We start from the raw sequence: 24118 nt of genomic DNA on the forward strand, positions 1-24118 counted from the left end.
CCCGGAACCAACAGGGCCCGGTCAGCCCCGCTGGCGCGAGACCCGCTGGAGCAGCCCCGACGCGCGGGCGGTCACGTCACCCCGCCACGCCGACCAGCGGTCCGTCACCGCCGACCAGCGGGCCGAGGCCGCCCACAGCACGCGGACGGCCGAGCGCGGCGCGAGCAGCGCCCGCACCCTGGACCGGCGGCCCGACACCGCGTGGAAGCCCGCCCTGACCAGGGCGACCTCCTCCGCCAGACCCGCGGCCGGGCGCGGCTGCGGGGCATAGAGCACCTGCTCCACCGCGCGCGCCACCCGGTGCACCGCGTTCGCCGGCTCGCCCTCCAACCTGCCGAGCCGGACGATCCGCGCCGCCGCCTTCCGGGGCGTCAGCGACTCGTTCGGCACCACCCCGTGGTCCCAGGCCGTGTCATTGACCTCCCGCCAGACCGCCAGGGTCCGGGCCGACGCGTGCTCGACGGTGCGGCCCATGGAGCCGAGCCGCCGAGTCCGTACCCGCGTACGCCACAGCAGAGGTGACAGCAGCAGCAGAAGCACCGCCGCCACACCCAGGCACCACAGGAACACCTTCAGGAGATCCACGCCGCCACCGTCCGACGCGTCACCCCCCGCCGCCGCGTCGGGGCCGCACTCGCCGAGCCGGCGCAGCTGCGCCGGGCAGCTGTCCGAGGCGCTCGGCGTCACCGACGACGGCGCGGAGGCGCTGACCTCCGGCCGGGCCGATCCGGTCGGCGTACCCGCCGGGGCCTGCTGCCGGGTGTACTCCGGCGTGGAGCCGCGCGTCGGCGTCGGCTCGAACCGCACCCACCCCGCTCCCTCGAAGTACAGCTCAGGCCAGGCGTGCGCGTCCCGTATGCCCACCGACATCGTGCCGTCGGACTGCGCGGAGCCCGGCATGAAACCGACCGCGACCCTGGCCGGGATGCCCAGCACCCGGGCCATCGCCGCCATCGAGAAGGAGAAGTGGACGCAGAAGCCCTCCTTCTGCTTCAGGAAGCGGGAGATCGCCTGCACCCCCGTCCCCGATTCGACCTCGACGTCATAGCGGAAACCGCCGTCGAGGGTGAACCAGTCCTGAAGCTTGACGGCCCGCTCGTAGTCGTTGTGTGCGCCGCTGGTGACCGCCAGCGCCGTCGACCTCACATCGGCCGGCAGCGAGCTGGGGACCCGGGTGTACTCCGCCAGGAGCTTGGCCGGCGGCGGCGAGGCCGCGGCCAGCTGCCCGGCCGTCGGCTGCACGTCCAGGCTCGCCACCGTGTACCGCGCGCCCCGGGTGGTCTGCCGGTCGTCGCCCACGAGCATCCGCCCGGCCGGCTCGTACCGCCAGCGGCCGTCGATGTCGACCTTGGCCGCCGGGTAGGGCATCGGCAGCCACTTCTGCTCGTACGTCGTGGAGGCCACGAAGTTGCCCGTCACCTCGGTCGAGCGGACCTCGTCGCCGAGCCCGTCCGGGCGCGGCAGCCGGTCCGGCACGTCCTGGATCGGACGGACCGAGGACTTCCAGGAGGTGCCGTCGAACTGGTCGAGCGCCACCAGGCGCAGATACATGCCGTTGACGTCGGGCGCGTTGGTCCGGTAGCGGAGCACCTCGCGGTCCTCGGGCTGCCGGAGGTTGTCCTGGAGCGAGACCAGCGGGTTCACCGCCGAGATGGTGCCGCCCTTGCCGCCCGTGCCCGAGCCTTCGCCCGGACCGTCGAACAGACCGCCGCTGAGCGCGGGCAGCGCCGCCGGCACCACCAGCGCGATGCCCATGGCCAGCACGCCGATCCGCCTGCCGGTCCGCACCGGGGCGAGGACCTGCCCGCTGTCGGCGCCGCCGGCGCCCCGGCCCCCCGTGCGCGGCGCGCCGCCGAACACCCGCCCCCACTGGGAGAGCCGGTCACGCCCCTCCGCGAGGAGGAGCACCAGATAGCCGGTGGCCGCCAGCAGGAACCACAGCCAGCTCGCGCCGCCGTCGGAGAGCCCCGCGGCCACCGAGTACAGCGCGAGGAGCGGCAGACCGGAGGCGGCGGCGCTGCGGAAGGTGACCGCGAGCGTGTCCACCAGCAGACCGATCACCAGCACGCCGCCGACCACCATCAGCCGGATGCCCTCGGTGTCCGGCGCCGGGATGGCGTACCGGCCGATGTCGGCGGCACCCGCCTCGAACAGCGCGGCGAAGTGCGCGAAGGCCTGGAACCCGGGCAGGAAGCCGAGGATCGCCTGCCCGGAGGCGAAGACCAGGGTCACCGCCAGCAGCGTCACGACGGCCTGGGCCGCGACCGTCAGCGGCCTGGCCAGCGGTACCCGCCGGGTGAGCACACCGACCCCGCTCTGCACCGCCAGCAGGATCGCCGCCGTGAAGATCCATGTCGCCGGCCGCACCAGCGGAAGCAGCGCGCCCGCCGCCATCAGCGTGGCGGCGTACGAGCCGAGCGTCATCCGCCCGCGACCGCTCATGACCGTCCTCCCAAGGTGTCGCCCGCGGGGCTGTCCACCGGCAGCCCGCCGGCCTGCCGCCACAGGTCGGCGAGCCGGGCCCCCGGGGGCACCGCCAGCGCCGTCCAGCCGGCCTCACGCAGCTGCCGCAGCCGCTCGTCGGCCTTCCCGCTCACCGCGCCGCCCGTCAGCCAGCTCTCGCTGTCCAGGACGAACGCGACGGCCGCGCCGCTGCGCCGCCGCATGCGGGCGGCCAGGGCGGCCTGTTCCTCGTCGAGGTCGCCGAGGAACGCGATCAGCAGCCCCTCGTTGCCGCCGCGCAGCACGTCGTACGCGCGCGAGAGCCCGGCCCCCTCCGAGTGGTCGACGACCGCGAGCGTGTCCATCACCAGACCGGCCGCCGCGGCCGAGTCCTGCGACGAACCGGCGAAGCCCTCGGCGCCCTCGCCCGGTACCGCGCTTCCGGTGTCGGTGAGCAGCCGCACCGCGTAGCCCCGTTCCAGCATGTGCCCAAGGGCCGAGGCGGCGCCCGAGACGGCCCACTCGAAGGCCGAGTCGGGGCCGGCGCCCTGGAAGGCGATCCGGCGGGTGTCGAGCAGCACCGTGCAGCGAGCCTGCTGCGGCTGCTCCTCCCGACGGACCATCAGCTCGCCGTAGCGTGCGGTGGAGCGCCAGTGGACGCGGCGCAGGTCGTCGCCGTGGCGGTAGGTGCGGGGGATGATGTCGTCGTCCCCGGCCAGCGCCAGCGAGCGCTGCCGCCCGTCGCCGTACCCGGCCGCCTCGCCGGCCAGTCTCACCGGCGGCAGCGGTTCGGTCCTGGGGACGACGGTGAGGGTGTCGTACGCGCTGAAGGAGCGGGTCAGCTCGCACATGCCGAAGGGGTCGCTCAGCCGGAGCTGGAGCGGCCCGAGCGGGAACCGGCCGCGCAGGTCCGAGCGGACCCGGTACGACACCTCGCGCCGTCCGCCCGCCTCGACCCGGTCCAGGACGAACCGGGGCCGCGGCCCGAGCATGTACGGGACGTGGTCCTGGAGCATCAGCAGCCCGGTGGGCAGCCGCGAGACGTTCTCCATCCGCAGATGGACACGGGCCTCGGAGCCGACGGTCACCCGGTGCGGGGCGAGCCGCCGGCTGCCGGCGACCTGATAGCGGGTGCGGTACAGGGCGGCGACGCAGACCAGCGGCAGCACGGCGAGCAGCAGCCCGACGCGCAGCAGATCGCCCTGTCCGAGGACATAGGCGCAGACGGCGGCGGCGACACCGGCGGCGAGGAAGGAGCGGCCGCGGGTGGTGAGCCCGCTCAGGGCGGCCCGTGGACCGCCCCGCTCGTCGCCCGGCCGGCCGCCCCGGTCGCCACCCCGCTGCCCGTCCGTGGCGGCAGCGGTCGTCATCACAGCTGCCGGATGCCGGGCTGCTGCTGGCCGTAGAGCGGGCCGGCCGGCGGTGCGACAGGCGGCGCCGTGGCGGGCACGGGAGTGCGCTGGAGGATGTCCAGGACGACCTGCTCGGCCGACCGCCGGTTCAGCTGGGCCTGCGCGGTCGGCATCAGCCGGTGGGCGAGGACCGGCACGGCCAGCGCCTGGAGGTCGTCGGGCAGGACGTACTCCCGGCCGCTGAGCGCGGCGGACGCCTTGGCGGCGCGCAGCAGATGGAGGGTCGCGCGCGGGGACGCGCCGAGCCTCAGGTCCGGATGGGTACGGGTCGCGGCGACGATGTCCACGGCGTACCGGCGGACGGCGTCGGCGACATGCACCGAGCGCACCGCGTCGATCAGCTTCACGATGTCGTGGGCGTGCGCGACGGGCTGGAGGTCGTCCAGCGGGGAGACCGAGCCGTGCACGTCCAGCATCTTGAGCTCGGCCTCGGGGCTGGGATAGCCGATCGAGACGCGGGCCATGAAGCGGTCGCGCTGGGCCTCGGGGAGGGGGTAGGTGCCCTCCATCTCCACCGGGTTCTGGGTGGCGACCACCATGAACGGGCTCGGCAGCTCGTAGGTGTGCCCGTCGACCGTGACCTGCCGCTCCTCCATGGACTCCAGGAGGGCGGACTGGGTCTTCGGCGAGGCCCGGTTGATCTCGTCGCCGATCACGATCTGGGCGAAGATCGCGCCCGGCTTGAACTCGAAGTCACGCCGCTGCTGGTCGAAGATCGACACACCCGTGATGTCCGACGGCAGCAGGTCGGGCGTGAACTGGATACGGCGCACCGAACAGTCGATGGACCGCGCCAGCGTCTTGGCCAGCATCGTCTTGCCGACGCCGGGGACATCCTCGATCAGAAGATGTCCCTCGGCGAGCAGCACGGTCAGCGAAAGCCGTACGACCTCAGGCTTGCCCTCGATCACACCCTCCACCGACCTGCGGACGCGCTCCGCTGTGGTGGTCAGATCTGCGAGGCTCGCTCGATCGTCATAGGTCGTCACCCGGCCCTCCTCGGCCCGCTCCAGGGCCGATGCGCGGCCCACCCCGAAACACGTACACCCGTCCCGGAGGGTTTCCGAAAGGTGTCACGCGAGCATTGTTGTTGCCTGGGGCGCCCGGTGTCACTTGCCTGTGGACAAGCGCGGGCGTTATGCCGGGGTTTGCCGGATTAAGCGGGGTCGATCTCGCGAAGAAGACCTGTCTTGACGTCGAAGACGAAGCCCCGGACGTCGTCGGTGTGCAGCAGGAACGGCGAGGTCCGCACCCGCTGCATCGACTGCCGGACGTCCTGCTCGACATCACGGAACGACTCGACCGCCCAGGCCGGCCGCTGCCCGACCTCCATCTCCAGGTCGTGCCGGAAGTCCTCCGTCAGCGACTCCAGACCGCAGCCCGTGTGGTGGATCAGGACCACGCTGCGCGTGCCGAGCGCCCGCTGGCTGATCGTGAGCGAGCGGATCACGTCGTCGGTGACCACGCCGCCGGCGTTGCGGATGGTGTGGCAGTCGCCCAGCTGGAGGCCCAGCGCTGCGTGCAGATCGAGACGGGCGTCCATACAGGCCACGACGGCCACGTTCAGGACGGGCCGGGCGTCCATGCCCGGGTCGGTGAACTGGGCGGCGTACCGCTCGTTGGCCTCGACGAGACGGTCCGTGACCGTGCCGCCGGTGCGAATCGCGTCGTCAGAGGTGTGCGCAGAGGTCGACATGGCATCGACGGTAATGGTCACAGGGCGTTCCGGCCTGCTGTGAGTCGGGACAAAGAACGTCAATGAACCTTGTTGTGAGGTAACCCACAGGGGTGAGAAGAGCAGGCCCGTACGGGTGAACCCTCCCCGATCGCCCCGCTCCCTCCGGTCCCGTGCGCGACGCGCCAGCCGGTTGATTGACCGGCGGGGCCCGTGGACTAAAGTGGCGCGAAGTTCACGGAGACATTGAGCGATTTCAGCAGTTTCTCCCCCGCGTGTGCGGCGGTAGGGCCCGGTGACCCGGTGACACGTCCCGGCCGCGCCGGATCTGAGAGGGCGCATTGAGCAACGACCGACACGTCCCGGTGATGCTCCAGCGGTGCCTGGACATGTTGGCCCCGGCCCTGGAACGCCCCGGTGCGGTGGTCGTCGACTGCACCCTCGGCCTGGGCGGCCACAGCGAAGCCCTGCTCCAGCGCTTCCCCGAGGCGCGGCTCGTCGCCCTCGACCGGGACAAGGAGGCGCTGCGGCTCTCCGGCGAGCGCCTCGCCCCCTACGGCGAGCGCGCCACCCTCGTCCACGCCGTGTACGACGAGCTGCCCGAGGTCCTCGACCGGCTCGGCATCCCCAAGGCGGACGGCATCCTCTTCGACCTGGGCGTCTCCTCCATGCAGCTCGACGAGGCCGACCGCGGCTTCGCCTACGCGCAGGACGCCCCGCTCGACATGCGGATGGACCAGACGACCGGGGTCAGCGCCGCCGAGGTCCTCAACACCTACCCGGCGGGCGAGCTGGTCCGCATCCTGCGGGCGTACGGCGAGGAGAAGCAGGCCAAGCGGATCGTCTCCGCGATCGTGCGCGAGCGCGAGAAGGAGCCGTTCACCAACAGCGCCCGGCTGGTCGAGCTGATCCGCGACGCCCTCCCGCAGGCGGCGAAGCGCACCGGCGGCAATCCGGCCAAGCGCACCTTCCAGGCCCTGCGCATCGAGGTCAACGGCGAGCTGACGGTCCTGGAGCGGGCGATCCCGGCGGCCGTGAAGTCGCTCGCGGTCGGCGGCCGGATCGCGGTCCTGTCGTACCACTCGCTGGAGGACCGGCTGGTCAAGCAGGTCTTCGCGGCGGGCGCGGCGACCACGGCCCCGCCCGGCCTGCCCGTCGTCCCCGAGCGCTACCAGCCCCGCCTCAAGCTCCTCACGCGTGGTGCCGAACTCCCCACCGAGGAGGAGATCGCGGAGAACCGCCGCGCCGCCCCGGCCCGGCTCAGGGGGGCGGAGCGCATCCGGGAGGACGAGCGGTGATCCACGGGCGCCAGGCGAACGAAGGCGAGCGGACGTGACACGGACGGGGCCGCTCAAAGGGCGGGCCGCGAGGCTCGGACGCTTCATGCCGTCGGGGCCCAGCACCGCCGCCCGTACCCCCTTCGTCCTGCTCGTCGTGCTGCTGCTCGGCGGCGGCCTCATCACGCTGCTGCTGCTCAACTCCTCTCTCAACCAGGGCTCCTTCAAGCTCAGCGAGCTGAAGAAGAAGACCACCGAGCTGACCGACGAGGAGCAGGCCCTCCAGCGGGACGTGGACGACTACTCCGCGCCCGACGCGCTGGAGCGGCGGGCCCGGGAGCTCGGCATGGTCCCGGGCGGCAGCCCCGCCTTCCTGGACCCGGACGGCACGGTCCGGGGCAAGCCCTCGAAGGCGTCCGCGCCCCCGTCCGACCCGGCCCCCACCGCGTCCCTGCCGCCCCTGGAGCCTCCGGCCGTGACGCCTCCGGAGCTTTCGGCCGACGGGACGGGAAGCGCCGCCGCGACCGGCGCCCCGCCGCCCGGCTCGTCCGCGTCCGCTCCCGACTCCACCGCCCCAGCCCCGGTGAACCCGCCCGGGAGCACCGCGGGGACGACCCCCGACACGCCGAAGCCGACCGCGCCCGCCCCGACGACCTCCGGCAGGTGACCGAAGTGCCCTCCAAGGAGCCCCCGCGCCGCCGCGTCCCCGGCCCCGCCCGGCCCGCACGCCCCCGGCCCGCCGCGGGCCGCCCGGCCGGCCCCGCCCCGCGCCGCACCTCCCGGCCCCCCGCCCGGCCCAAGCCGCGCACCATCCGCCTCGGCAGCCCCAGACCACGGCTGCGGCTCGTCTCCCTCGGCCTGACCCTCGTCATGCTGGCGTTCGTCGTCAGGCTGCTCCAGGTGCAGGCCGTCGACGCCAGCGCGTACGCCGCCAAGGCGGAGAAGCACCGTTATCAGGAGTACACGCTCTCGGCGGACCGGGGCGAGATCACCGACCGCGCCGGGATCGCGCTGGCGGCCAGCGTCGACGCGTACGACATCACCGCCGACCCCAAGCTCTTCACCCCCGAGGAGTCCAAGGTCCGCGACGCCCCCGAGCAGGCCGCCGCGCTCCTGGCCCCGCTCCTCGGCAAGGACGCCGCCGAGATCGCCAAGAAGCTGCGCACCCCCAAGTCCCGCTACACCCTGCTCGCCCGCAAGCAGACTCCGCAGGTCTGGAAGCAGATCAAGGACCTCAAGAAGGTCTACGAGAAGAAGGCCAAGCCGACCGAGGGCGGCAACGGCGTCAACCTCCTCGGCGGCATCCTCAGCGAGCCCAGCACCAAGCGCGTCTACCCCAACGGCGAACTCGCCGCCGGGATACTGGGCTACGTGAACGCCGAGGGCCGCGGCGCCGGCGGACTGGAGTCCATGCTCGACAAGGAGCTGGCGGGCCAGGACGGAAAGATCAGGTTCGCCCAGTCCGGCGGCCGCCGGGTGCCCACCGCGGGCTCCCAGGGCACCCCGGCCGTGCCCGGCTCCGACATCGAACTGACCATCGACCGGGACATCCAGTGGGCCGCCCAGCGGGCCATCACCGAACAGGTGGCGAAGTCCAGGGCCGACCGCGGCTACGTCATCGTGCAGAACACCAGGACCGGCGAGGTCCTCGCGATGGCCAACGCCCCCGGATTCGACCCCAACGACCTGTCCGAGGCCAACGCCGCCGCCATAGGGAACGCGGCCCTCCAGGACGCCTTCGAACCCGGCTCCACCAGCAAGGTGATGTCGATGGCCGCCGTCCTGGAGGAGGGCGTCGCCACCCCCGGCACCCATGTCACCGTCCCCAACCGGCTGCACCGCGGCGACCGGCTCTTCAAGGACGACGTCAACCACCCGACCTGGTACCTCACGCTCAACGGCGTCCTCGCCAAGTCCAGCAACATCGGGACGATCCTGGCCACCGGCCAGCTCGGCCGCACCCAGGCCGAGGCCAACCAGGTCCTCTACTCCTACCTGCGCAAGTTCGGCGTCGGCAGCCCCACCGGGCTCGGCTACCCGGGGGAGACCGCCGGCATCCTCGCCAAGCCCCAGGACTGGTCGACCTCGCAGCAGTACACGATCCCGTTCGGCCAGGGCCTGTCGATCAACGCCATGCAGGCCGCCTCCGTCTACTCGACCATCGCCAACGGAGGCGTACGGATCGAGCCGACCCTGATCCGCGGCACCAAGGGGCCGGACGGGCGGTTCAATCCGGCGCCCGCGCCGAAGCAGACCCGGGTGGTCAGCGAGAAGACCGCCAGGACGCTCGCGCAGATGCTCGAATCCGTGGTCGGTGACGAGGAGGGCACCGGCACCAAGGCCCGTATCCCCGGCTACCGCGTCGCGGGCAAGACCGGAACCGCCAACCGCGTCGACCCCGAACTCGGCCGCTACAAGGGCTACACCGCCTCCTTCGCGGGCTTCGCGCCCGCCGACGACCCGCAGATCACCGTCTACTGCGCCATCCAGAACCCCACCAAGGGCGACTACTTCGGCGGACAGATCTGCGGCCCCATCTACAAGAAGGTCATGGAGTTCGCCCTCAAGACGCTCCATGTCGCTCCGACGGGCAGCCCGCCCGCCCGGATGCCGGTGACCTTCAAGGCCAGTGAGTGACACTTCGGGAGCACCAGTGACAACGATCACCCCCGATTCCGGGAACCGGAAATCGAACTCCGACGACGCCCGGGCCTCATTTAGCCCCGCACCCGGTGCGCCCGGTACGCTCACCGCCGTGCCACACGCTGATCAGTACCGAACCGCCCCGCCCCGGCCGGAGCAGGCCCGCCCGACACCCCTGGGCGACCTGGCCGCCCGGCTCGGCATCGAGACTCCCGGCACCGGGGACGTCTCGGGGATCACCCACGACTCACGGGCGGTGCGCCCCGGGGACGTGTACGCGGCCCTGCCCGGCGCCCGGCTCCACGGCGCCGACTTCGCCGGCCAGGCCGCCGGACTCGGCGCCGCCGCGATCCTCACCGACCCGTCCGGGGCCGAACGCGCCGCCGCGACCGGCCTGCCGGTCCTGGTCGTCGACGACCCGCGCGGACGCATGGGCGAACTCGCCGCCGAGATCTACGGCCGACCGGGCGCCGACCTGCTCCAGATCGGTATCACCGGCACCTCCGGCAAGACCACCGCGGCCTACCTCGTCGAGGGCGGACTGCGCGCGGCCGGACACCGGACGGGCCTCATCGGCACGGTCGAGATGCGGATCGGCGACGAGCGCATCAAGTCGGAGCGTACGACCCCGGAAGCCACCGACCTGCAGGCCCTGTTCGCCGTCATGCGCGAGCGCGGGGTCCAGTCGGTCGCCATGGAGGTCTCCAGCCACGCCCTCGTGCTCGGCCGGGTCGACGGCTGCGTCTTCGACGTCGCCGTCTTCAACAACCTCAGCCCGGAGCACATGGAGTTCCACTCCGACATGGAGGACTACTTCGGGGCCAAGGCACGGCTGTTCACCCCGGAGCGCAGCAAACAGGGCGTCGTGAACTACGACGATCCGTACGGCCGCAGGCTCGCCAAGGAGGCGTCCGTCCCGGTCGTCACCTTCTCCGCCGAGGGCGACCCGGACGCCGACTGGCGCGCCGAGGACGTCGAGATCGGCTCCCACGGCTCCACGTTCACCGTCATCGGGCCCCAGGGCGAGCGCGTCTCCGCCACCGCCCCGCTCCCCGGCCCGTTCAACGTCGCCAACAGCCTCGCCGCGATCGTCACCCTCGCCGTCGCCGGGCTCGACCCGCAGACCGCCGCCGACGGCGTCGCCGCCGTCCCTGGCGTCCCCGGCCGACTGGAGCGCGTCGACGCCGGCCAGCCGTACCTCGCGGTCGTCGACTACGCCCACAAGACGGACGCCGTCGAATCGGTCCTGCGCTCCCTGCGCAAGGTCACCGAGGGCCGCCTCCACATCGTGCTCGGCTGCGGCGGCGACCGGGACACCACCAAGCGCGGCCCGATGGGCGCCGCCGCGGCGCGCCTCGCCGACACCGCCGTGCTGACCTCCGACAACCCCCGCTCCGAGGACCCCCTCGCGATCCTCGCCGCGATGCTGGCGGGCGCCGCGGAGGTCCCGGCGCACGAACGCGGCGAGGTCGCCGTCTTCGAGGACCGGGCCGCCGCCATCGCCGCGGCCGTCGCCCGCGCCCGGCCCGGCGACACCGTCCTGGTCGCGGGCAAGGGCCACGAGCAGGGCCAGGACATCGCGGGAGTGGTCCGCCCCTTCGACGACCGCCAGGTCCTGCGCGAAGCGATCGAGGCGCATCGCGCCGATCATTGGGACGTACGCAGCCTCAAGAACAGTCAGGGATAAGTTGTGATCGCCCTCTCCCTCGCCGAGATCGCAGACATCGTCGGCGGGCAGTCGTACGACATACCGGATCCGGCCGTGCTGGTCACCGGTCCCGTCGTCATCGACTCCCGCGAGGTGAAGACCGGCAGTCTCTTCGCCGCCTTCGCGGGCGAGCGCGTCGACGGCCACGACTACGCCGAGCGTGCCGTCGAGGCGGGCGCGGCGGCCGTGCTGGCCACCCGCCCCGTCGGCGTCCCGGCCATCGTGGTGGACGACGTCCAGACGGCCCTCGGCGCCCTCGCCCGCACCGTCGTCGAACGCCTCGGCACCGACGTCGTCGCGCTCACCGGCTCCGCGGGCAAGACCTCCACCAAGGACCTGATCGCCCAGGTCCTGGAGCGCCACGGCCCCACCGTCTGGACGCCCGGCTCGCTCAACAACGAGATCGGGCTGCCGCTGACCGCGCTGCGGGCGGGCGACGACACCCAGCACCTGGTCCTCGAAATGGGCGCGCGGGGCATCGGCCACATCCGCTACCTCACCGAACTGACCCCGCCGCGCATCGGAGTCGTCCTCAACGTGGGCAGCGCCCACATCGGCGAGTTCGGCGGACGAGAGCAGATCGCCCAGGCCAAGGGCGAGCTCGTCGAGGCGCTTCCCCCCGCCGACAAGGGGGGCGTGGCGATCCTCAACGCCGACGACCAGCTCGTGCGGGCCATGGCCTCGCGCACCCGCGCGCGCGTGACGCTCTTCGGAGAGGCACGCGAATCCGACGTACGTGCCGAGAACGTCCGGCTCACAGCGGCCGGACAACCCTCTTTCAGTCTTCACACACCCACCGGGTGCAGTGACGTGACCTTGCGCCTGTACGGTGAGCACCACGTGTCGAACGCGCTCGCCGCGGCCGCCGTCGCCCATGAGCTGGGCATGCCCGTGGAGGAGATCGCCACCGCGCTCTCCGAGGCGGGCACCCTGTCGCGCTGGCGCATGGAGGTCACCGAGCGTCCGGACGGCGTGACGATCGTCAACGACGCCTACAACGCGAACCCCGAGTCCATGCGAGCCGCTCTGCGCGCGCTCGCGGCCATGGGCCGGGCCGCACAGGTCCAGGGGGGCCGCACGTGGGCGGTGCTCGGCAAGATGGCCGAGCTCGGTGACGCATCGCTCGCCGAGCACGACGCGGTCGGGCGGCTCGCCGTCCGGCTCAACGTCAGCAAGCTCGTCGCGGTCGGGGACAGGGAAGCGTCCTGGCTGCAACTGGGCGCATATAACGAGGGTTCGTGGGGTGAGGAGTCGGTGCACGTGTCCGACGCGCAGGCGGCGATCGACCTGTTGCGCAGTGAGCTGCGCCCGGGAGACGTCGTGCTGGTGAAGGCTTCGAGGTCGGTCGGTCTCGAACAGGTCGCCCTGGCACTGCTCGACTCCGAGGGCGAGGTTTCCGGCCGATGAGGCAGATCCTCTTCGCGGGGGCCATCGGGCTCTTCCTGACCCTGATCGGCACCCCGCTGCTCATCAAGCTGCTCGCCCGCAAGGGGTACGGCCAGTTCATCCGCGACGACGGCCCCCGCGGCCACGCGGGCAAGAAGGGCACGCCCACCATGGGCGGCATCTCCTTCATCCTGGCCACCCTCATCGCGTACGCGCTCGCCAAGGTCATCACCGGTGAGGACCCGACGTACTCGGGCGTCCTGGTGCTCTTCCTGATGGCCGGCATGGGTCTGGTCGGCTTCCTCGACGACTACATCAAGATCGTCAAGCAGCGTTCGCTGGGTCTGCGGGCCAAGGCGAAGATGGCCGGCCAGCTGATCGTCGGCATCGCCTTCGCCGTGCTCTCGCTGCAGTTCGCCGACCTGCGCGGGCTGACGCCGGCGTCCACGAAGCTCTCCTTCATCGCCGACTTCGGCTGGTCCATCGGACCGGTGCTGTTCGTGGTCTGGGCGCTCTTCATGATCCTGGCCATGTCCAACGGCGTGAACCTGACGGACGGTCTGGACGGCCTGGCCACGGGCGCGTCGGTGATGGTCTTCGGCGCGTACACCTTCATCGGCCTGTGGCAGTTCCAGGAGTCCTGCGCCAACGCGATGGACCTGACGAACCCCAACGCCTGCTTCGAGGTACGCGATCCGCTCGACCTCGCGGTCGTCGCCTCCGCGCTGATGGGCGCCTGCTTCGGCTTCCTGTGGTGGAACACCTCGCCCGCCAAGATCTTCATGGGTGACACCGGTTCGCTGGCCCTCGGCGGCGCGCTCGCCGGTCTCGCCATCTGCTCCCGTACGGAGCTGCTCCTCGCTCTGCTCGGCGGTCTGTTCGTCCTGATCACGATGTCCGTGGTCATCCAGGTCGGTTCGTTCAAGATGACCGGCAAGCGGGTCTTCCGGATGGCACCCCTCCAGCACCACTTCGAGCTCAAGGGGTGGTCCGAAGTCCTTGTCGTGGTCCGCTTCTGGATCATCCAGGGCATGTGCGTGATCGTCGGCCTCGGCCTCTTCTACGCGGGATGGGCATCAGAGAAGTGAGCACGGATCAGCAGGCTGCCGACTGGCAGGGCAAGCACGTCACCGTCGCGGGGCTGGGCGTCAGCGGGATTCCCGCCGCCCGGGTCCTGCGGGGCCTCGGCGCGGTCGTGACCGTCGTCAACGACGGCGACGACGAGCGCTCCCGGGCGCAGGCCGCCGAACTGGAGGCCGAGGGGATCACCGTCCGCCTCGGCGACGGCGCGACCCTGCCCGAAGGCACCGAGCTGATCGTCACCACGCCCGGCTGGCGGCCCGACAAGCCCCTCTTCGCGGCCGCCGCGGAGGCGGGCGTGGAGGTCTGGGGCGACGTCGAGCTGGCCTGGCGGCTCCGCGGCCCGCAGGCGGCCCCCTGGCTCGCGGTCACCGGCACCAACGGCAAGACCACGACCGTACGGATGCTCGCCTCGATCCTGGAGGCGGCAGGACTGCGGACCGCCGCCGTCGGCAACATCGGCGTCTCGCTCCTCGACGCCGTCCTCGGCGAGGAGGAGTACGACGTCCTGGCCGTCGAACTCTCCAGCTACCAGCTCCATTGGGCACCCTCGCTGCGCGCCCACTCGGCGGTGGTGCTCAACCTGGCGCCCGACCACCTCGACTGGCACGGCTCCATGGAGGCGTACGCCGCCGACAAGGGCCGGATCTATGAAGGCAACACCGTCGCCTGCGTCTACAACGTCGCCGACAAAGCCACCGAGGACCTGGTGCGCGAGGCCGACGTCGAGGAGGGCTGCCGGGCGATCGGCTTCACCCTCGCCACCCCCGGCCCCTCCCAGCTCGGTCTCGTCGACGGCATCCTGGTCGACCGCGCCTTCGTCGAGAACCGGCAGAAGCAGGCCCAGGAGCTGGCGGAGGTGTCCGACGTCCAGCCGCCGGCCCCCCACAACGTCGCCAACGCGCTCGCCGCGGCCGCCCTGGCCCGCGCCTTCGGCGTCGAGCCCAAGGCTGTACGGGACGGACTGCGGGCCTTCCGGCCCGACCCGCACCGCATCGAACTGGTCGAGGACGTCGACGGCGTCGTGTACGTCGACGACTCCAAGGCCACCAACACCCACGCGGCGGAAGCCTCCTTGGCGGCCTACGACCCGATCGTCTGGATCGCCGGCGGACTCGCCAAGGGCGCCACCTTCGACGAACTGGTCCAGAAGTCGGCCGAGCGCCTGCGCGGGGTCGTGCTCATCGGCGCCGACCGCGCACTGATCCGCGAAGCCCTGGCGCGACACGCCCCCGAGGTCCCGGTGGTGGAGCTCGACCGGACCGACACTGGGGCGATGTCCGCGGCGGTCCAGGAGGCGGCTCGGCTCGCCCGGCCGGGTGACACGGTTCTGCTGGCCCCGGCCTGCGCCTCGATGGACATGTTCGCCAATTACAACAAGCGGGGCGAGGCGTTCGCGGACGCGGTCCGCGCCCTCGCCGCCACCGGGCGCGCCTGACCTGACCAGCCAACAGGTCCGGCCCCGCCGGGCACGACTGGAGGGCACAGCGACCATGCCGAGCCGAACCGCCGGGCCGCGTCGGCCGTCCGCCGTACGCGGCGCGGGCCGCACGCCCGCGCCGCCCCGGAAACCCGGTGGCGGTGGCGGGGTACGGCAACTCTACGAGCGGGCGCGCCGCGCCTGGGACCGGCCGCTGACCGCGTACTACGTGATCCTCGGCGCCGGGCTGCTCATCACCACCCTCGGCCTGGTGATGGTCTACTCCGCGTCGATGATCACCGCCCTCCGCTACGAACTGGCTCCCTCGTACTTCTTCGGCAAGCAGTTCCTCGCCGCGCTCATCGGCGCGGGGCTGCTGTTCCTGGCCTCCCGGATGCCGGTCAAGCTGCACCGCGCGTTCGCCTACCCGCTCATCGTCGGCACCGTCTTCCTGATGGTGCTCGTCCAGATCCCCGGGATAGGGCACGCGGTCAACGGCAACCAGAACTGGATCTATCTGGGCGGACCGTTTCAGCTCCAGCCCAGCGAGTTCGGCAAGCTGGCGCTGATCCTCTGGGGAGCGGATCTCCTCGCCCGCAAGCAGGACATGCGGCTGCTGACCCAGTGGAAGCACATGCTCGTGCCGCTGGTCCCCGGCGCCTTCCTGCTGCTCGGGCTGATCATGCTCGGCGGTGACATGGGCACCGCGATCATCCTCACGGCGATCCTCTTCGGGCTGCTGTGGACCGCCGGCGCGCCCACCCGGCTCTTCGCCGGCGTCCTCGCCGTCGCGGCCGCCATAGGGATCCTGCTCATCAAGACGAGCCCCAACCGGATGCGGCGGTTCGCGTGCATCGGGGCGAGCGAGCCGGGCGGGGAGGGGGACCCCTGCTGGCAGGCCGCGCACGGCATCTATGCTCTGGCGTCGGGCGGATGGTTCGGTTCCGGGCTGGGCGCCAGTGTGGAAAAATGGGGCCAACTACCCGAAGCGCACACCGACTTCATCTTCGCCGTCACCGGTGAGGAACTGGGTCTGGCGGGGACGCTGTCGGTACTCGCCCTGTTCGCGGCTCTAGGCTATGCGGGTATCCGCGTGGCCGGACGCACGGAGGACCCCTTCGTGAGGTACGCCGCGGGAGGCGTGACCACCTGGATCACGGCGCAGGCCGTGATCAACATCGGTGCGGTGCTCGGCTTGCTGCCGATCGCCGGGGTCCCGCTCCCGCTGTTCTCCTACGGAGGGTCGGCCCTGCTGCCGACCATGTTCGCCGTCGGGCTGCTGATCGCCTTCGCGCGACAGGAACCCGCGGCGAAAGCGGCCCTGGCCATGCGACGCCCCGGCTGGGGCAAGCGGGCCGGGGTGAGATGGAAGTCGATGCGACGGCGCGTCAAGAAGCGTCCGTCCGGAGAGCGGTGAATTTCGGTGCATGTCGTACTCGCCGGTGGGGGGACCGCCGGCCACATCGAGCCCGCGCTCGCCCTCGCGGACGCCCTGCGGAGGCAGGACCCGAGCGTGGGAATCACGGCGCTCGGCACGGAGAAGGGTCTGGAGACCCGGCTCGTGCCCGAGCGGGGCTACGAGTTGGCGCTCATCCCCGCCGTGCCGCTGCCCCGTAAGCCCACCCCCGAGCTGATCACCGTCCCCGGACGGCTGCGCGGCACGATCAAGGCGGCCGAGCAGATCCTGGAGCGGACCAAGGCGGACTGCGTGGTCGGCTTCGGCGGCTATGTGGCGCTGCCCGGCTATCTGGCCGCCAAGCGGCTCGGGGTGCCGATCGTCGTCCACGAGGCCAACGCCCGGCCCGGCCTGGCCAACAAGATCGGTTCGCGGTACGCGGCCGGGGTCGCCGTCGCCACCCCGGACTCCAAGCTGCGCAACGCCCGCTACATCGGGATCCCGCTGCGGCACACGATCGCCACGCTCGACCGGGCCCGGGTCCGGCCGGAGGCGCGCGCCGCGTTCGGTCTCGACCCCAACCTGCCGACGCTGCTGGTCTCCGGCGGCTCGCAGGGCGCACGCCGGCTCAACGAGGTCGTCCAGCAGATCGCCCCGGTGCTCCAACGCTCGGGCATCCAGATCCTGCACGCGGTCGGCCCCAAGAACGAGCTGCCGCGTGTCGACAACATGCCCGGAATGCCGCCGTACGTGCCGGTACCGTATGTGGACCGGATGGATCTCGCGTACGCCGCGGCCGACATGATGCTCTGTCGCGCGGGCGCGATGACCGTCGCGGAGCTCTCCGCCGTCGGGCTGCCCGCCGCCTATGTCCCGCTGCCCATCGGCAACGGCGAACAGCGGCTCAACGCCCAGCCGGTGGTCAAGGCCGGCGGCGGACTGCTGGTGGACGACGCGGAGCTGTCTCCGCAGTGGGTGCAGGCCAACGTCCTGCCCGTACTGGCCGATCCGCACCGGCTGTACGAGATGTCCCGCGCCGCCGCCGAGTTCGGCCGCCGGGACGCGGACGACCTGCTCGTCGGCATGGTGCACGAGGCGATCGCCGCCCGCGGACGGGCGTAGCGCGGCCGACCCAGCCCCGACAGAGACGGAAGGCAGGATCAGGTGGCAGCCGGACCGACGACCGCTGAGAAGAGCGGTACGAGCGAACCGAAGAGGTCGTCGGAGCGGCCGTCCCGTCCGGGCGCCCGGGAGCGTCGGTTCCGGGCGCCCGGCCCGCGCGAGCTGATGATCACACTGGCGCTGATCGCGCTCGTGGCGGGCGGAATCTGGGTGCTCTACGGATCGAGCTGGCTGCGGGCGGAGCGCGTCTCCACCTCCGGTACCGAGGTTCTGACGCCGCGTGAGGTGGAGTCGGTCGCCGCCGTACCGATCGGAGCTCCGCTGATCTCCGTCGACACGGAGGCGATCGAAGCGCGCCTCCTGGAGAAATTGCCCCGTATCGACACGGTGGAGGTCGTGCGCTCCTGGCCGCAGGAAATCGGTCTCAAAGTGACGGAACGGAAGCCCGTTCTGCTGGTGGAAAAGGGCGGAAAGTTCACCGAAGTGGACTCCTCCGGAACCCGTTTCGCCACCGTCGACAAGGCGCCCGTCGGCGTACCGAAAGTCGTTCTGGACACGGCCTCGTCGCCGAGTCTGCGACGCTTCGACGGGGACCGTCTGCTCCTCGAAGCGGTAGGCGCGACGGGCGAACTCCCCGGAAAGGTCCGCGCGGACACGCGTGTCGTCCGCGTCGCCTCGTACGACTCCATCACCCTGGAGCTCAGCGGCGGCCGCACGGTCTTCTGGGGCAGTGCCGAGGACGGCGAGGTCAAGGCCCGCGTACTCACCGCCCTGATGAAAGCAACTCCCAAAGCGGGGCACTTCGATGTGAGCGCCCCCACCGCCCCGGCTTCGTCAGGGAGTTGACGCCCATCACCGCTGGCCAGCACCCTGGTTGGCCAGCGCTACGGGTGATCACATAGGGTGAAAAGAAAAACGGGAGGTTCGGCGTGTTCGTTGAACGTGCGCCACTTGTCGACTTAGTGTCCTGTTCGGAAGAGTCCAGCGAACAGAGACACTGGTAACCCTAAACTTCAACGTTAGGGTTTGGGTCGGCGTTTCGGACCGTCCCATCGGCATCCGTCGTCGCAGCGCGACTACCACCGCGAAGCGGCGACACGTAACTCGAGGCGAGAGGCCTTCGACGTGGCAGCACCGCAGAACTACCTCGCAGTCATCAAGGTCATCGGTGTCGGCGGCGGTGGTGTCAATGCCATCAACCGAATGATCGAGGTCGGTCTCAAGGGCGTCGAGTTCATCGCGATCAACACGGACGCGCAAGCCCTGTTGATGAGCGACGCCGACGTCAAGCTCGACGTCGGTCGTGAACTCACCCGCGGCCTCGGGGCCGGGGCCAACCCGGCAGTCGGTCGCAAGGCGGCAGAGGACCACCGTGAGGAGATCGAGGAGGTCCTCAAGGGGGCCGACATGGTCTTCGTCACCGCCGGCGAAGGTGGCGGCACCGGCACCGGCGGCGCACCCGTCGTCGCCAACATCGCGCGCTCGCTCGGCGCCCTGACGATCGGTGTGGTCACCCGGCCGTTCACCTTCGAGGGTCGCCGCCGGGCCAACCAGGCGGAGGACGGCATCGCCGAACTCCGGGAAGAGGTCGACACCCTCATCGTCATCCCGAACGACCGGCTGCTCTCGATCTCGGACCGCCAGGTCTCCGTGCTCGACGCCTTCAAGTCGGCCGACCAGGTGCTGCTGAGCGGTGTGCAGGGCATCACCGACCTCATCACCACCCCGGGTCTGATCAACCTCGACTTCGCCGACGTCAAGTCGGTCATGTCCGAGGCCGGTTCCGCCCTCATGGGGATCGGTTCCGCCCGCGGCGACGACCGCGCGGTGGCCGCGGCGGAGATGGCGATCTCCTCGCCGCTCCTGGAGGCGTCCATCGACGGCGCCCGTGGCGTGCTGCTCTCCATCTCCGGCGGCTCGGACCTCGGTCTCTTCGAGATCAACGAGGCCGCGCAGCTGGTGAGCGAGGCCGCCCACCCCGAGGCCAACATCATCTTCGGCGCCGTCATCGACGACGCCCTGGGCGACGAGGTCCGGGTCACGGTCATCGCGGCCGGGTTCGACGGTGGCCAGCCGCCCACCCGCCGGGACAACGTCCTCAGCTCGGCCTCGGCCAAGCGCGAGGAGCCGGCCCCGGCGCCGCGCGCCACCGAGCGCCCGCTCGGCGGCCTCGGCACCGTCGCCCCCCGGGACGAGCCGGCCGCCCCGGCCGAGCCCGCCCCGTCGGCCGCCAGCGAGAGCCCGCTGCCGCCGGTGGTCCCGCCGGCCCGCCCGTACCCGGACACCTCGGCCGAAGAGCTGGATGTTCCGGACTTCCTGAAGTGATAGAGCGGCTCGAACCCGTGAGCGGCGCGCACTTCGCCTTCACCGACAGGTGGGGCGGGGTGAGCGCCGTTCCGTACGAGGAGCTCAACCTCGGCGGCGCGGTGGGGGACGACGCGGAGGCCGTACGGACCAACCGGGAGCTGGCCGCGAAGGCGCTGGGGCTCGACCCCGAGCGGGTCGTCTGGATGAAGCAGGTGCACGGCCGCGAGGTGGCGGTGGTCGACGGACCGTGGGGCGAGCGCCCCGCTCCGGAGGTCGACGCGATCGTCACCGCCCGCCGCGGACTCGCCCTCGCGGTCCTCACCGCCGACTGCACGCCCGTCCTGCTCGCCGACCCGGTGGCCGGAGTGGCGGCCGCCGCCCACGCCGGGCGGCCCGGAATGGTGGCGGGGGTCGTCCCGGCCGCCGTGCGGGCCATGATCGAACTCGGCGCCGAGCCGTCCCGTATCACCGCCCGTACCGGACCCGCCGTCTGCGGACGCTGTTACGAAGTGCCCGCGGCGATGCGGGCGGAGGTCGCGGCGGTCGAGCCGGCCGCCTTCGCGGAGACGAGCTGGGGAACCCCGGCCGTCGACGTCACGGCCGGGGTGCACGCCCAGCTCGAACGGCTGGGTGTCACCGACCGGCGGGCGAGCGAGGTCTGCACCCGGGAGTCGGGCGACCACTTCTCGTACCGCCGCGATCGCACCACGGGGCGACTCGCGGGATATGTCTGGTTGGACGGATATGACGGATCGTAAGACGGAACTCGCCGAGAACCTGGCGCGGGTGGAGGAACGTATCTCTGCCGCCTGCGCCGCGGCCGGGCGCAAGCGGGGGGACGTGACCCTGATCGTGGTCACCAAGACCTACCCCGCGAGCGACGTCCGGCTGCTGCACGAACTCGGGGTGCGCGACGTCGCCGAGAACCGGGACCAGGACGCGGCCCCGAAGGCCGCCGCCTGTGCGGATCTCGACCTCCGCTGGCATTTCGTCGGTCAGTTGCAGACCAATAAGGTCCGTTCTGTGACGAGTTATGCGGATGTCGTGCAGTCCGTCGACCGTCCGAAGCTCGTCACCGCCCTGTCGGCGGCGGCGGAGAAGGCCGGGCGAGAGCTCGGCTGTCTCGTCCAGGTCGCCCTCGACGCCGAGTCGGGGGAACGGGGCGAGCGCGGCGGGGTGGCGCCGGACGGTATCGAGGAGTTGGCCGCCGCCGTGGACGCCGCTCCGGGGCTCAGGCTCGACGGACTGATGACCGTCGCACCGCTCGCCGGCCCCTACGCGGGGCGGCAACGTGCGGCGTTCGAGCGGTTGATGGATTTGTCGACTGCCCTGCGCGCGACCCGTCCGGCTGCGAACATGGTGTCAGCGGGGATGAGTGCGGACCTCGAGGAGGCCGTGGCGGCCGGAGCGACACATGTGCGCATCGGTACGGCGGTACTGGGTGTCCGCCCCAGGCTCGGGTAACGTCGCGAAGCAAGTCGGACCACAGCAGAAAATATGGTCATTCCCGCCGATGGCGGGCAGACCTCGTGGATCGCGGGCACTTGGTGACGAGGCCGATCCACCACAGAGCGGAGGACTCAGAGAATGGCCGGCGCGATGCGCAAGATGGCGGTCTACCTCGGCCTCGTGGAGGACGATGGGTACGACGGCCGGGGCTTCGACCCCGACGACGACTTCGAACCCGAGCTGGAGCCGGAGCCCGAGCGCGACCGGCGCCACCACCAGCCCCCGCGCCAGGTGGAGCGGGAGGAGCCGGTGCGTGTGGTGCAGCAGCCCGCGCCGCGCGAGCCGGTCGCGCACTCCGTCCCACTTTCCGCCGAAAGCGGACGTCCGGCGCGTATCGCTCCCGTGGCATCCATCACACCCGAACGTCCGAGCCTGGAGAAGAACGCACCGGTGATCATGCCCAAGGTCGTGTCCGAGCGGGAGCCCTACCGCATCACCACGCTGCACCCGCGGACCTACAACGAGGCCCGTACCATCGGGGAACACTTCCGCGAGGGCACCCCGGTGATCATGAATCTCACGGAGATGGACGACACGGACGCGAAGCGACTTGTCGACTTTGCCGCCGGACTCGTCTTCGGGCTCCATGGCAGCATTGAGCGCGTGACGCAGAAGGTGTTCCTGTTGTCGCCTGCTAACGTCGATGTCACGGCGGAGGACAAGGCCCGCATCGCAGAGGGCGGATTCTTCAACCAGAGCTGAGAACACGACACCGGTACGGCCCGGCCGAGAGGCCGGTCAAGCGAGAGTACGAGAGCCAGGGGAGAGGGAAGCGCGGGATGGGCGTCGCACTACAGGTGGTCTACATCGCGCTGATGTGCTTCCTCATCGTGCTGATCTTCCGGTTGGTCATGGACTACGTCTTCCAGTTCGCCCGTTCATGGCAACCCGGTAAGGCGATGGTGGTCGTTCTGGAGGCCACCTACACTGTCACCGATCCACCGCTCAAGCTTCTGCGGCGGTTCATTCCGCCGCTGCGTCTCGGGGGCGTGGCACTCGACCTGTCCTTCTTCGTTCTGATGATCATCGTCTACATCCTGATCTCCATCGTGAGCAGCTTCGCGAGGTGAATGTGGACGATACGGTCTTGCCGACTGCCGACGACTACGTAGAGGTGAAGAAGAGATGCCGCTGACCCCCGAGGACGTGCGGAACAAGCAGTTCACGACCGTCCGCCTTCGAGAAGGCTATGACGAGGACGAGGTCGATGCCTTCCTCGATGAGGTCGAAGCCGAACTGACCCGCCTGCTCCGCGAGAACGAGGACCTGCGCGCCAAGCTGGCCGCCGCGACGCGTGCCGCCGCGCAGAACCAGCAGCAGGGGATGCGCAAGCCCCCGGAGCAGCAGGATCGTCCCGTCGGTCCCGGCGCTCCGGTGCCCGCCGCCATATCCGGACCGCCGGTCCAGCAGCAGCCCCCGCAGATGGGCCCGCCGCAGCTGCCGTCCGGTGCCCCCCAGCTTCCGGCAGGTCCCGGTGGCCACGGCCCGGGCCCGATGCAGGGTGGCCCCATGGGCGGCCCCGGCCAGATGCAGGGCGGCCCGATGGGTCAGCCGATGGGCGGCCCCATGGGTCACCCGCAGCAGCAGCAGATGCAGCAGCCGATGCAGCAGCAGGGCCCGGGCGGGGACAGCGCCGCGCGTGTGCTCTCGCTGGCCCAGCAGACGGCCGACCAGGCGATCGCGGAGGCCCGTTCCGAGGCCAACAAGATCGTCGGCGAGGCTCGTTCGCGCGCCGAGGGCTTGGAGCGGGACGCCCGCGCCAAGGCCGACGCGCTGGAGCGGGACGCGCAGGAGAAGCACCGCGTCGCGATGGGCTCGTTGGAGTCCGCCCGCGCCACGCTGGAGCGCAAGGTCGAGGACCTGCGCGGCTTCGAGCGCGAGTACCGCACGCGTCTGAAGTCCTACCTCGAGTCGCAGCTGCGCCAGCTGGAGACCCAGGCCGACGACTCGCTGGCTCCGCCGCGGACGCCGGCGACGGCCTCCCTGCCGCCGGCGCCGTCGATGGCCTCGGCGGGCGCGAGCGCCCCGTCGTACGGCGGGAACGGGATGGGCGGTGGCCCGTCGATGGGCGGCGCCCCGTCCTACGGCGGCCAGCAGCAGATGTCCCCGGCGATGACCCAGCCGATGGCACCGGTGCGGCCGCAGGCGCCGCAGCCGATGCAGCAGGCGCCGGCGCCGATGCGCGGCTTCCTGATCGACGAGGACGACAACTGACGGCGCCGGGTCGCGCGATGAGCGCGTAGCCGTCGGCAGGCTAAGGGCCGGGCCCCTGGGAAACCAGGGGCCCGGCCCTTTGCCGTGGGCGGGGCGAGGACGTGTGCGGGGGCCCGGCTCCCGGAGCCGGGGCTTCGCCCCCGGGCCCGGGAGGGGCGAAGCCGCGGCCTCGGCGCTTCGCCGGCCGGGGGCGGCTCGCGCCACGGGACGCGCTGGGGGCCTGGGCGGGAGGGGAGCTCCGCGCCCGACCCTTGCGGGGCAGCGGTTTCGCGCCGCGAGATCCGGGCTGCCCCCGGGCCTTGGCGGGAGGAGTGGGCTCCACGCCCGACCTCTGCGGGGTGGCGGCTTCGCGCCCTCGGACCCGCTGGGCGCGGCGGCTTCTCGGCGAGTGCGCGTGCCGGGGTGGCGGTTTCGCGCCGCGAGGGTCGGGGGTGCCCCCGGGCCTTGGCGGGAGGAGTGGGCTCCACGCCCGACCTCTGCGGGGTGGCGGCTTCGCGCCCTCGGACCCGCTGGGCGCGGCGGCTTCT

General features: G+C 71.7%; 20 protein-coding genes. 16 read left to right on the forward strand and 4 right to left on the reverse strand.

What is annotated here, in order from left to right:
* Window positions 1–21 precede the first annotated feature (21 nt).
* From ACIRB4_RS08520 to ACIRB4_RS08535, 4 genes are all read right to left on the reverse strand, one after another.
* Window positions 22–2442 (reverse strand): DUF3488 and DUF4129 domain-containing transglutaminase family protein, encoded by a 2421-nt coding sequence (locus tag ACIRB4_RS08520; protein ID WP_403289300.1) that lies wholly within the window; start codon window positions 2440–2442, stop codon window positions 22–24.
* Window positions 2439–3812 carry a DUF58 domain-containing protein gene (locus ACIRB4_RS08525; RefSeq protein WP_403289301.1) on the reverse strand — a complete coding sequence of 458 codons (1374 nt, stop codon included), beginning with the start codon at window positions 3810–3812 and terminating at the stop codon, window positions 2439–2441. Before ACIRB4_RS08525 ends, ACIRB4_RS08520 begins: the two co-directional genes overlap by 4 nt.
* Window positions 3812–4843: an AAA family ATPase gene (locus ACIRB4_RS08530; protein WP_403289302.1), complete on the reverse strand. Its 1032-nt coding sequence runs from the start codon at window positions 4841–4843 to the stop codon at window positions 3812–3814. The genes ACIRB4_RS08525 and ACIRB4_RS08530 overlap by 1 nt, the downstream gene beginning before the upstream one ends.
* 167 nt (window positions 4844–5010) lie before the next feature.
* A complete protein-coding gene (locus tag ACIRB4_RS08535) occupies window positions 5011–5550 on the reverse strand; it encodes a beta-class carbonic anhydrase (RefSeq protein ID WP_403289303.1) in 540 nt (179 codons plus the stop codon).
* Between the two features lie 320 nt (window positions 5551–5870).
* Here ACIRB4_RS08535 and rsmH point away from each other — a divergent pair, with 320 nt between their 5' ends.
* The 16 genes from rsmH to ACIRB4_RS08615 all read left to right on the forward strand — a co-directional run bounded on the left by rsmH (window position 5871) and on the right by ACIRB4_RS08615 (window position 23591).
* The gene (gene rsmH / locus ACIRB4_RS08540; RefSeq protein WP_403289304.1) at window positions 5871–6827 is read left to right on the forward strand and encodes a 16S rRNA (cytosine(1402)-N(4))-methyltransferase RsmH; all 957 of its coding nucleotides are present in this window, start codon (window positions 5871–5873) and stop codon (window positions 6825–6827) included.
* Between the two features lie 85 nt (window positions 6828–6912).
* Window positions 6913–7473, forward strand: coding sequence for a septum formation initiator family protein (locus ACIRB4_RS08545; RefSeq protein WP_403289305.1), 561 nt, complete (start codon window positions 6913–6915; stop codon window positions 7471–7473).
* Window positions 7474–7478: 5 nt separating this feature from the next.
* The gene (locus ACIRB4_RS08550) at window positions 7479–9443 is read left to right on the forward strand and encodes a peptidoglycan D,D-transpeptidase FtsI family protein (RefSeq protein ID WP_403289307.1); all 1965 of its coding nucleotides are present in this window, start codon (window positions 7479–7481) and stop codon (window positions 9441–9443) included.
* Window positions 9444–9459: 16 nt separating this feature from the next.
* Complete coding sequence (locus ACIRB4_RS08555; protein WP_403289308.1) at window positions 9460–11136, forward strand: UDP-N-acetylmuramoyl-L-alanyl-D-glutamate--2,6-diaminopimelate ligase; 1677 nt, start codon at window positions 9460–9462, stop codon at window positions 11134–11136.
* A 3-nt stretch (window positions 11137–11139) separates the two neighbouring features.
* The gene (gene murF, locus ACIRB4_RS08560; RefSeq protein WP_403289309.1) at window positions 11140–12564 is read left to right on the forward strand and encodes a UDP-N-acetylmuramoyl-tripeptide--D-alanyl-D-alanine ligase; all 1425 of its coding nucleotides are present in this window, start codon (window positions 11140–11142) and stop codon (window positions 12562–12564) included.
* On the forward strand, window positions 12561–13631 hold the full coding sequence (gene mraY / locus ACIRB4_RS08565) for a phospho-N-acetylmuramoyl-pentapeptide-transferase (RefSeq protein ID WP_403289311.1): 1071 nt from the start codon (window positions 12561–12563) through the stop codon (window positions 13629–13631). Before murF ends, mraY begins: the two co-directional genes overlap by 4 nt.
* On the forward strand, window positions 13613–15061 hold the full coding sequence (gene murD / locus ACIRB4_RS08570) for a UDP-N-acetylmuramoyl-L-alanine--D-glutamate ligase (RefSeq protein WP_403289312.1): 1449 nt from the start codon (window positions 13613–13615) through the stop codon (window positions 15059–15061). Before mraY ends, murD begins: the two co-directional genes overlap by 19 nt.
* Before the next feature lie 55 nt (window positions 15062–15116).
* On the forward strand, window positions 15117–16460 hold the full coding sequence (ftsW, locus tag ACIRB4_RS08575; protein WP_403289313.1) for a putative lipid II flippase FtsW: 1344 nt from the start codon (window positions 15117–15119) through the stop codon (window positions 16458–16460).
* Window positions 16461–16466: 6 nt separating this feature from the next.
* Complete coding sequence (gene murG, locus ACIRB4_RS08580; RefSeq protein WP_403289315.1) at window positions 16467–17561, forward strand: undecaprenyldiphospho-muramoylpentapeptide beta-N-acetylglucosaminyltransferase; 1095 nt, start codon at window positions 16467–16469, stop codon at window positions 17559–17561.
* A gap of 42 nt (window positions 17562–17603) precedes the next feature.
* Window positions 17604–18407, forward strand: coding sequence for a cell division protein FtsQ/DivIB (locus ACIRB4_RS08585; RefSeq protein WP_403289316.1), 804 nt, complete (start codon window positions 17604–17606; stop codon window positions 18405–18407).
* A gap of 279 nt (window positions 18408–18686) precedes the next feature.
* The gene (gene ftsZ / locus ACIRB4_RS08590) at window positions 18687–19886 is read left to right on the forward strand and encodes a cell division protein FtsZ (RefSeq protein WP_403289317.1); all 1200 of its coding nucleotides are present in this window, start codon (window positions 18687–18689) and stop codon (window positions 19884–19886) included.
* A 17-nt stretch (window positions 19887–19903) separates the two neighbouring features.
* Window positions 19904–20626, forward strand: coding sequence for a peptidoglycan editing factor PgeF (gene pgeF, locus ACIRB4_RS08595; protein WP_403289318.1), 723 nt, complete (start codon window positions 19904–19906; stop codon window positions 20624–20626).
* The gene (locus ACIRB4_RS08600; RefSeq protein ID WP_403289319.1) at window positions 20613–21332 is read left to right on the forward strand and encodes a YggS family pyridoxal phosphate-dependent enzyme; all 720 of its coding nucleotides are present in this window, start codon (window positions 20613–20615) and stop codon (window positions 21330–21332) included. Before pgeF ends, ACIRB4_RS08600 begins: the two co-directional genes overlap by 14 nt.
* Before the next feature lie 123 nt (window positions 21333–21455).
* Window positions 21456–22079 carry a cell division protein SepF gene (locus ACIRB4_RS08605; RefSeq protein WP_356888908.1) on the forward strand — a complete coding sequence of 208 codons (624 nt, stop codon included), beginning with the start codon at window positions 21456–21458 and terminating at the stop codon, window positions 22077–22079.
* Between the two features lie 77 nt (window positions 22080–22156).
* Window positions 22157–22447, forward strand: coding sequence for a YggT family protein (locus ACIRB4_RS08610; RefSeq protein WP_019885526.1), 291 nt, complete (start codon window positions 22157–22159; stop codon window positions 22445–22447).
* A gap of 55 nt (window positions 22448–22502) precedes the next feature.
* Window positions 22503–23591, forward strand: coding sequence for a DivIVA domain-containing protein (locus ACIRB4_RS08615; protein WP_403289320.1), 1089 nt, complete (start codon window positions 22503–22505; stop codon window positions 23589–23591).
* The last annotated feature ends 527 nt before the right edge of the window (window positions 23592–24118 follow it).

The sequence above is a fragment of the Streptomyces sp. NPDC093600 genome (assembly GCF_044764755.1).
Taxonomy (GTDB): domain Bacteria; phylum Actinomycetota; class Actinomycetes; order Streptomycetales; family Streptomycetaceae; genus Streptomyces.

Bases quoted from the DNA above. Each gene is read 5' to 3' on its own strand.
- ACIRB4_RS08520 (WP_403289300.1), bottom strand. From the start codon at position 2,442: ATGAGCGGTCGCGGGCGGATGACGCTCGGCTCGTACGCCGCCACGCTG.
- ACIRB4_RS08525 (WP_403289301.1), bottom strand. From the start codon at position 3,812: ATGACGACCGCTGCCGCCACGGACGGGCAGCGGGGTGGCGACCGGGGC.
- ACIRB4_RS08535 (WP_403289303.1), bottom strand. From the start codon at position 5,550: ATGTCGACCTCTGCGCACACCTCTGACGACGCGATTCGCACCGGCGGC.
- ACIRB4_RS08545 (WP_403289305.1), top strand. From the start codon at position 6,913: ATGCCGTCGGGGCCCAGCACCGCCGCCCGTACCCCCTTCGTCCTGCTC.
- mraY (WP_403289311.1), top strand. From the start codon at position 12,561: ATGAGGCAGATCCTCTTCGCGGGGGCCATCGGGCTCTTCCTGACCCTG.
- murD (WP_403289312.1), top strand. From the start codon at position 13,613: ATGGGCATCAGAGAAGTGAGCACGGATCAGCAGGCTGCCGACTGGCAG.
- ftsW (WP_403289313.1), top strand. From the start codon at position 15,117: ATGCCGAGCCGAACCGCCGGGCCGCGTCGGCCGTCCGCCGTACGCGGC.
- ACIRB4_RS08600 (WP_403289319.1), top strand. From the start codon at position 20,613: ATGACGGATCGTAAGACGGAACTCGCCGAGAACCTGGCGCGGGTGGAG.
- ACIRB4_RS08605 (WP_356888908.1), top strand. From the start codon at position 21,456: ATGGCCGGCGCGATGCGCAAGATGGCGGTCTACCTCGGCCTCGTGGAG.
- ACIRB4_RS08610 (WP_019885526.1), top strand. From the start codon at position 22,157: ATGGGCGTCGCACTACAGGTGGTCTACATCGCGCTGATGTGCTTCCTC.
- ACIRB4_RS08615 (WP_403289320.1), top strand. From the start codon at position 22,503: ATGCCGCTGACCCCCGAGGACGTGCGGAACAAGCAGTTCACGACCGTC.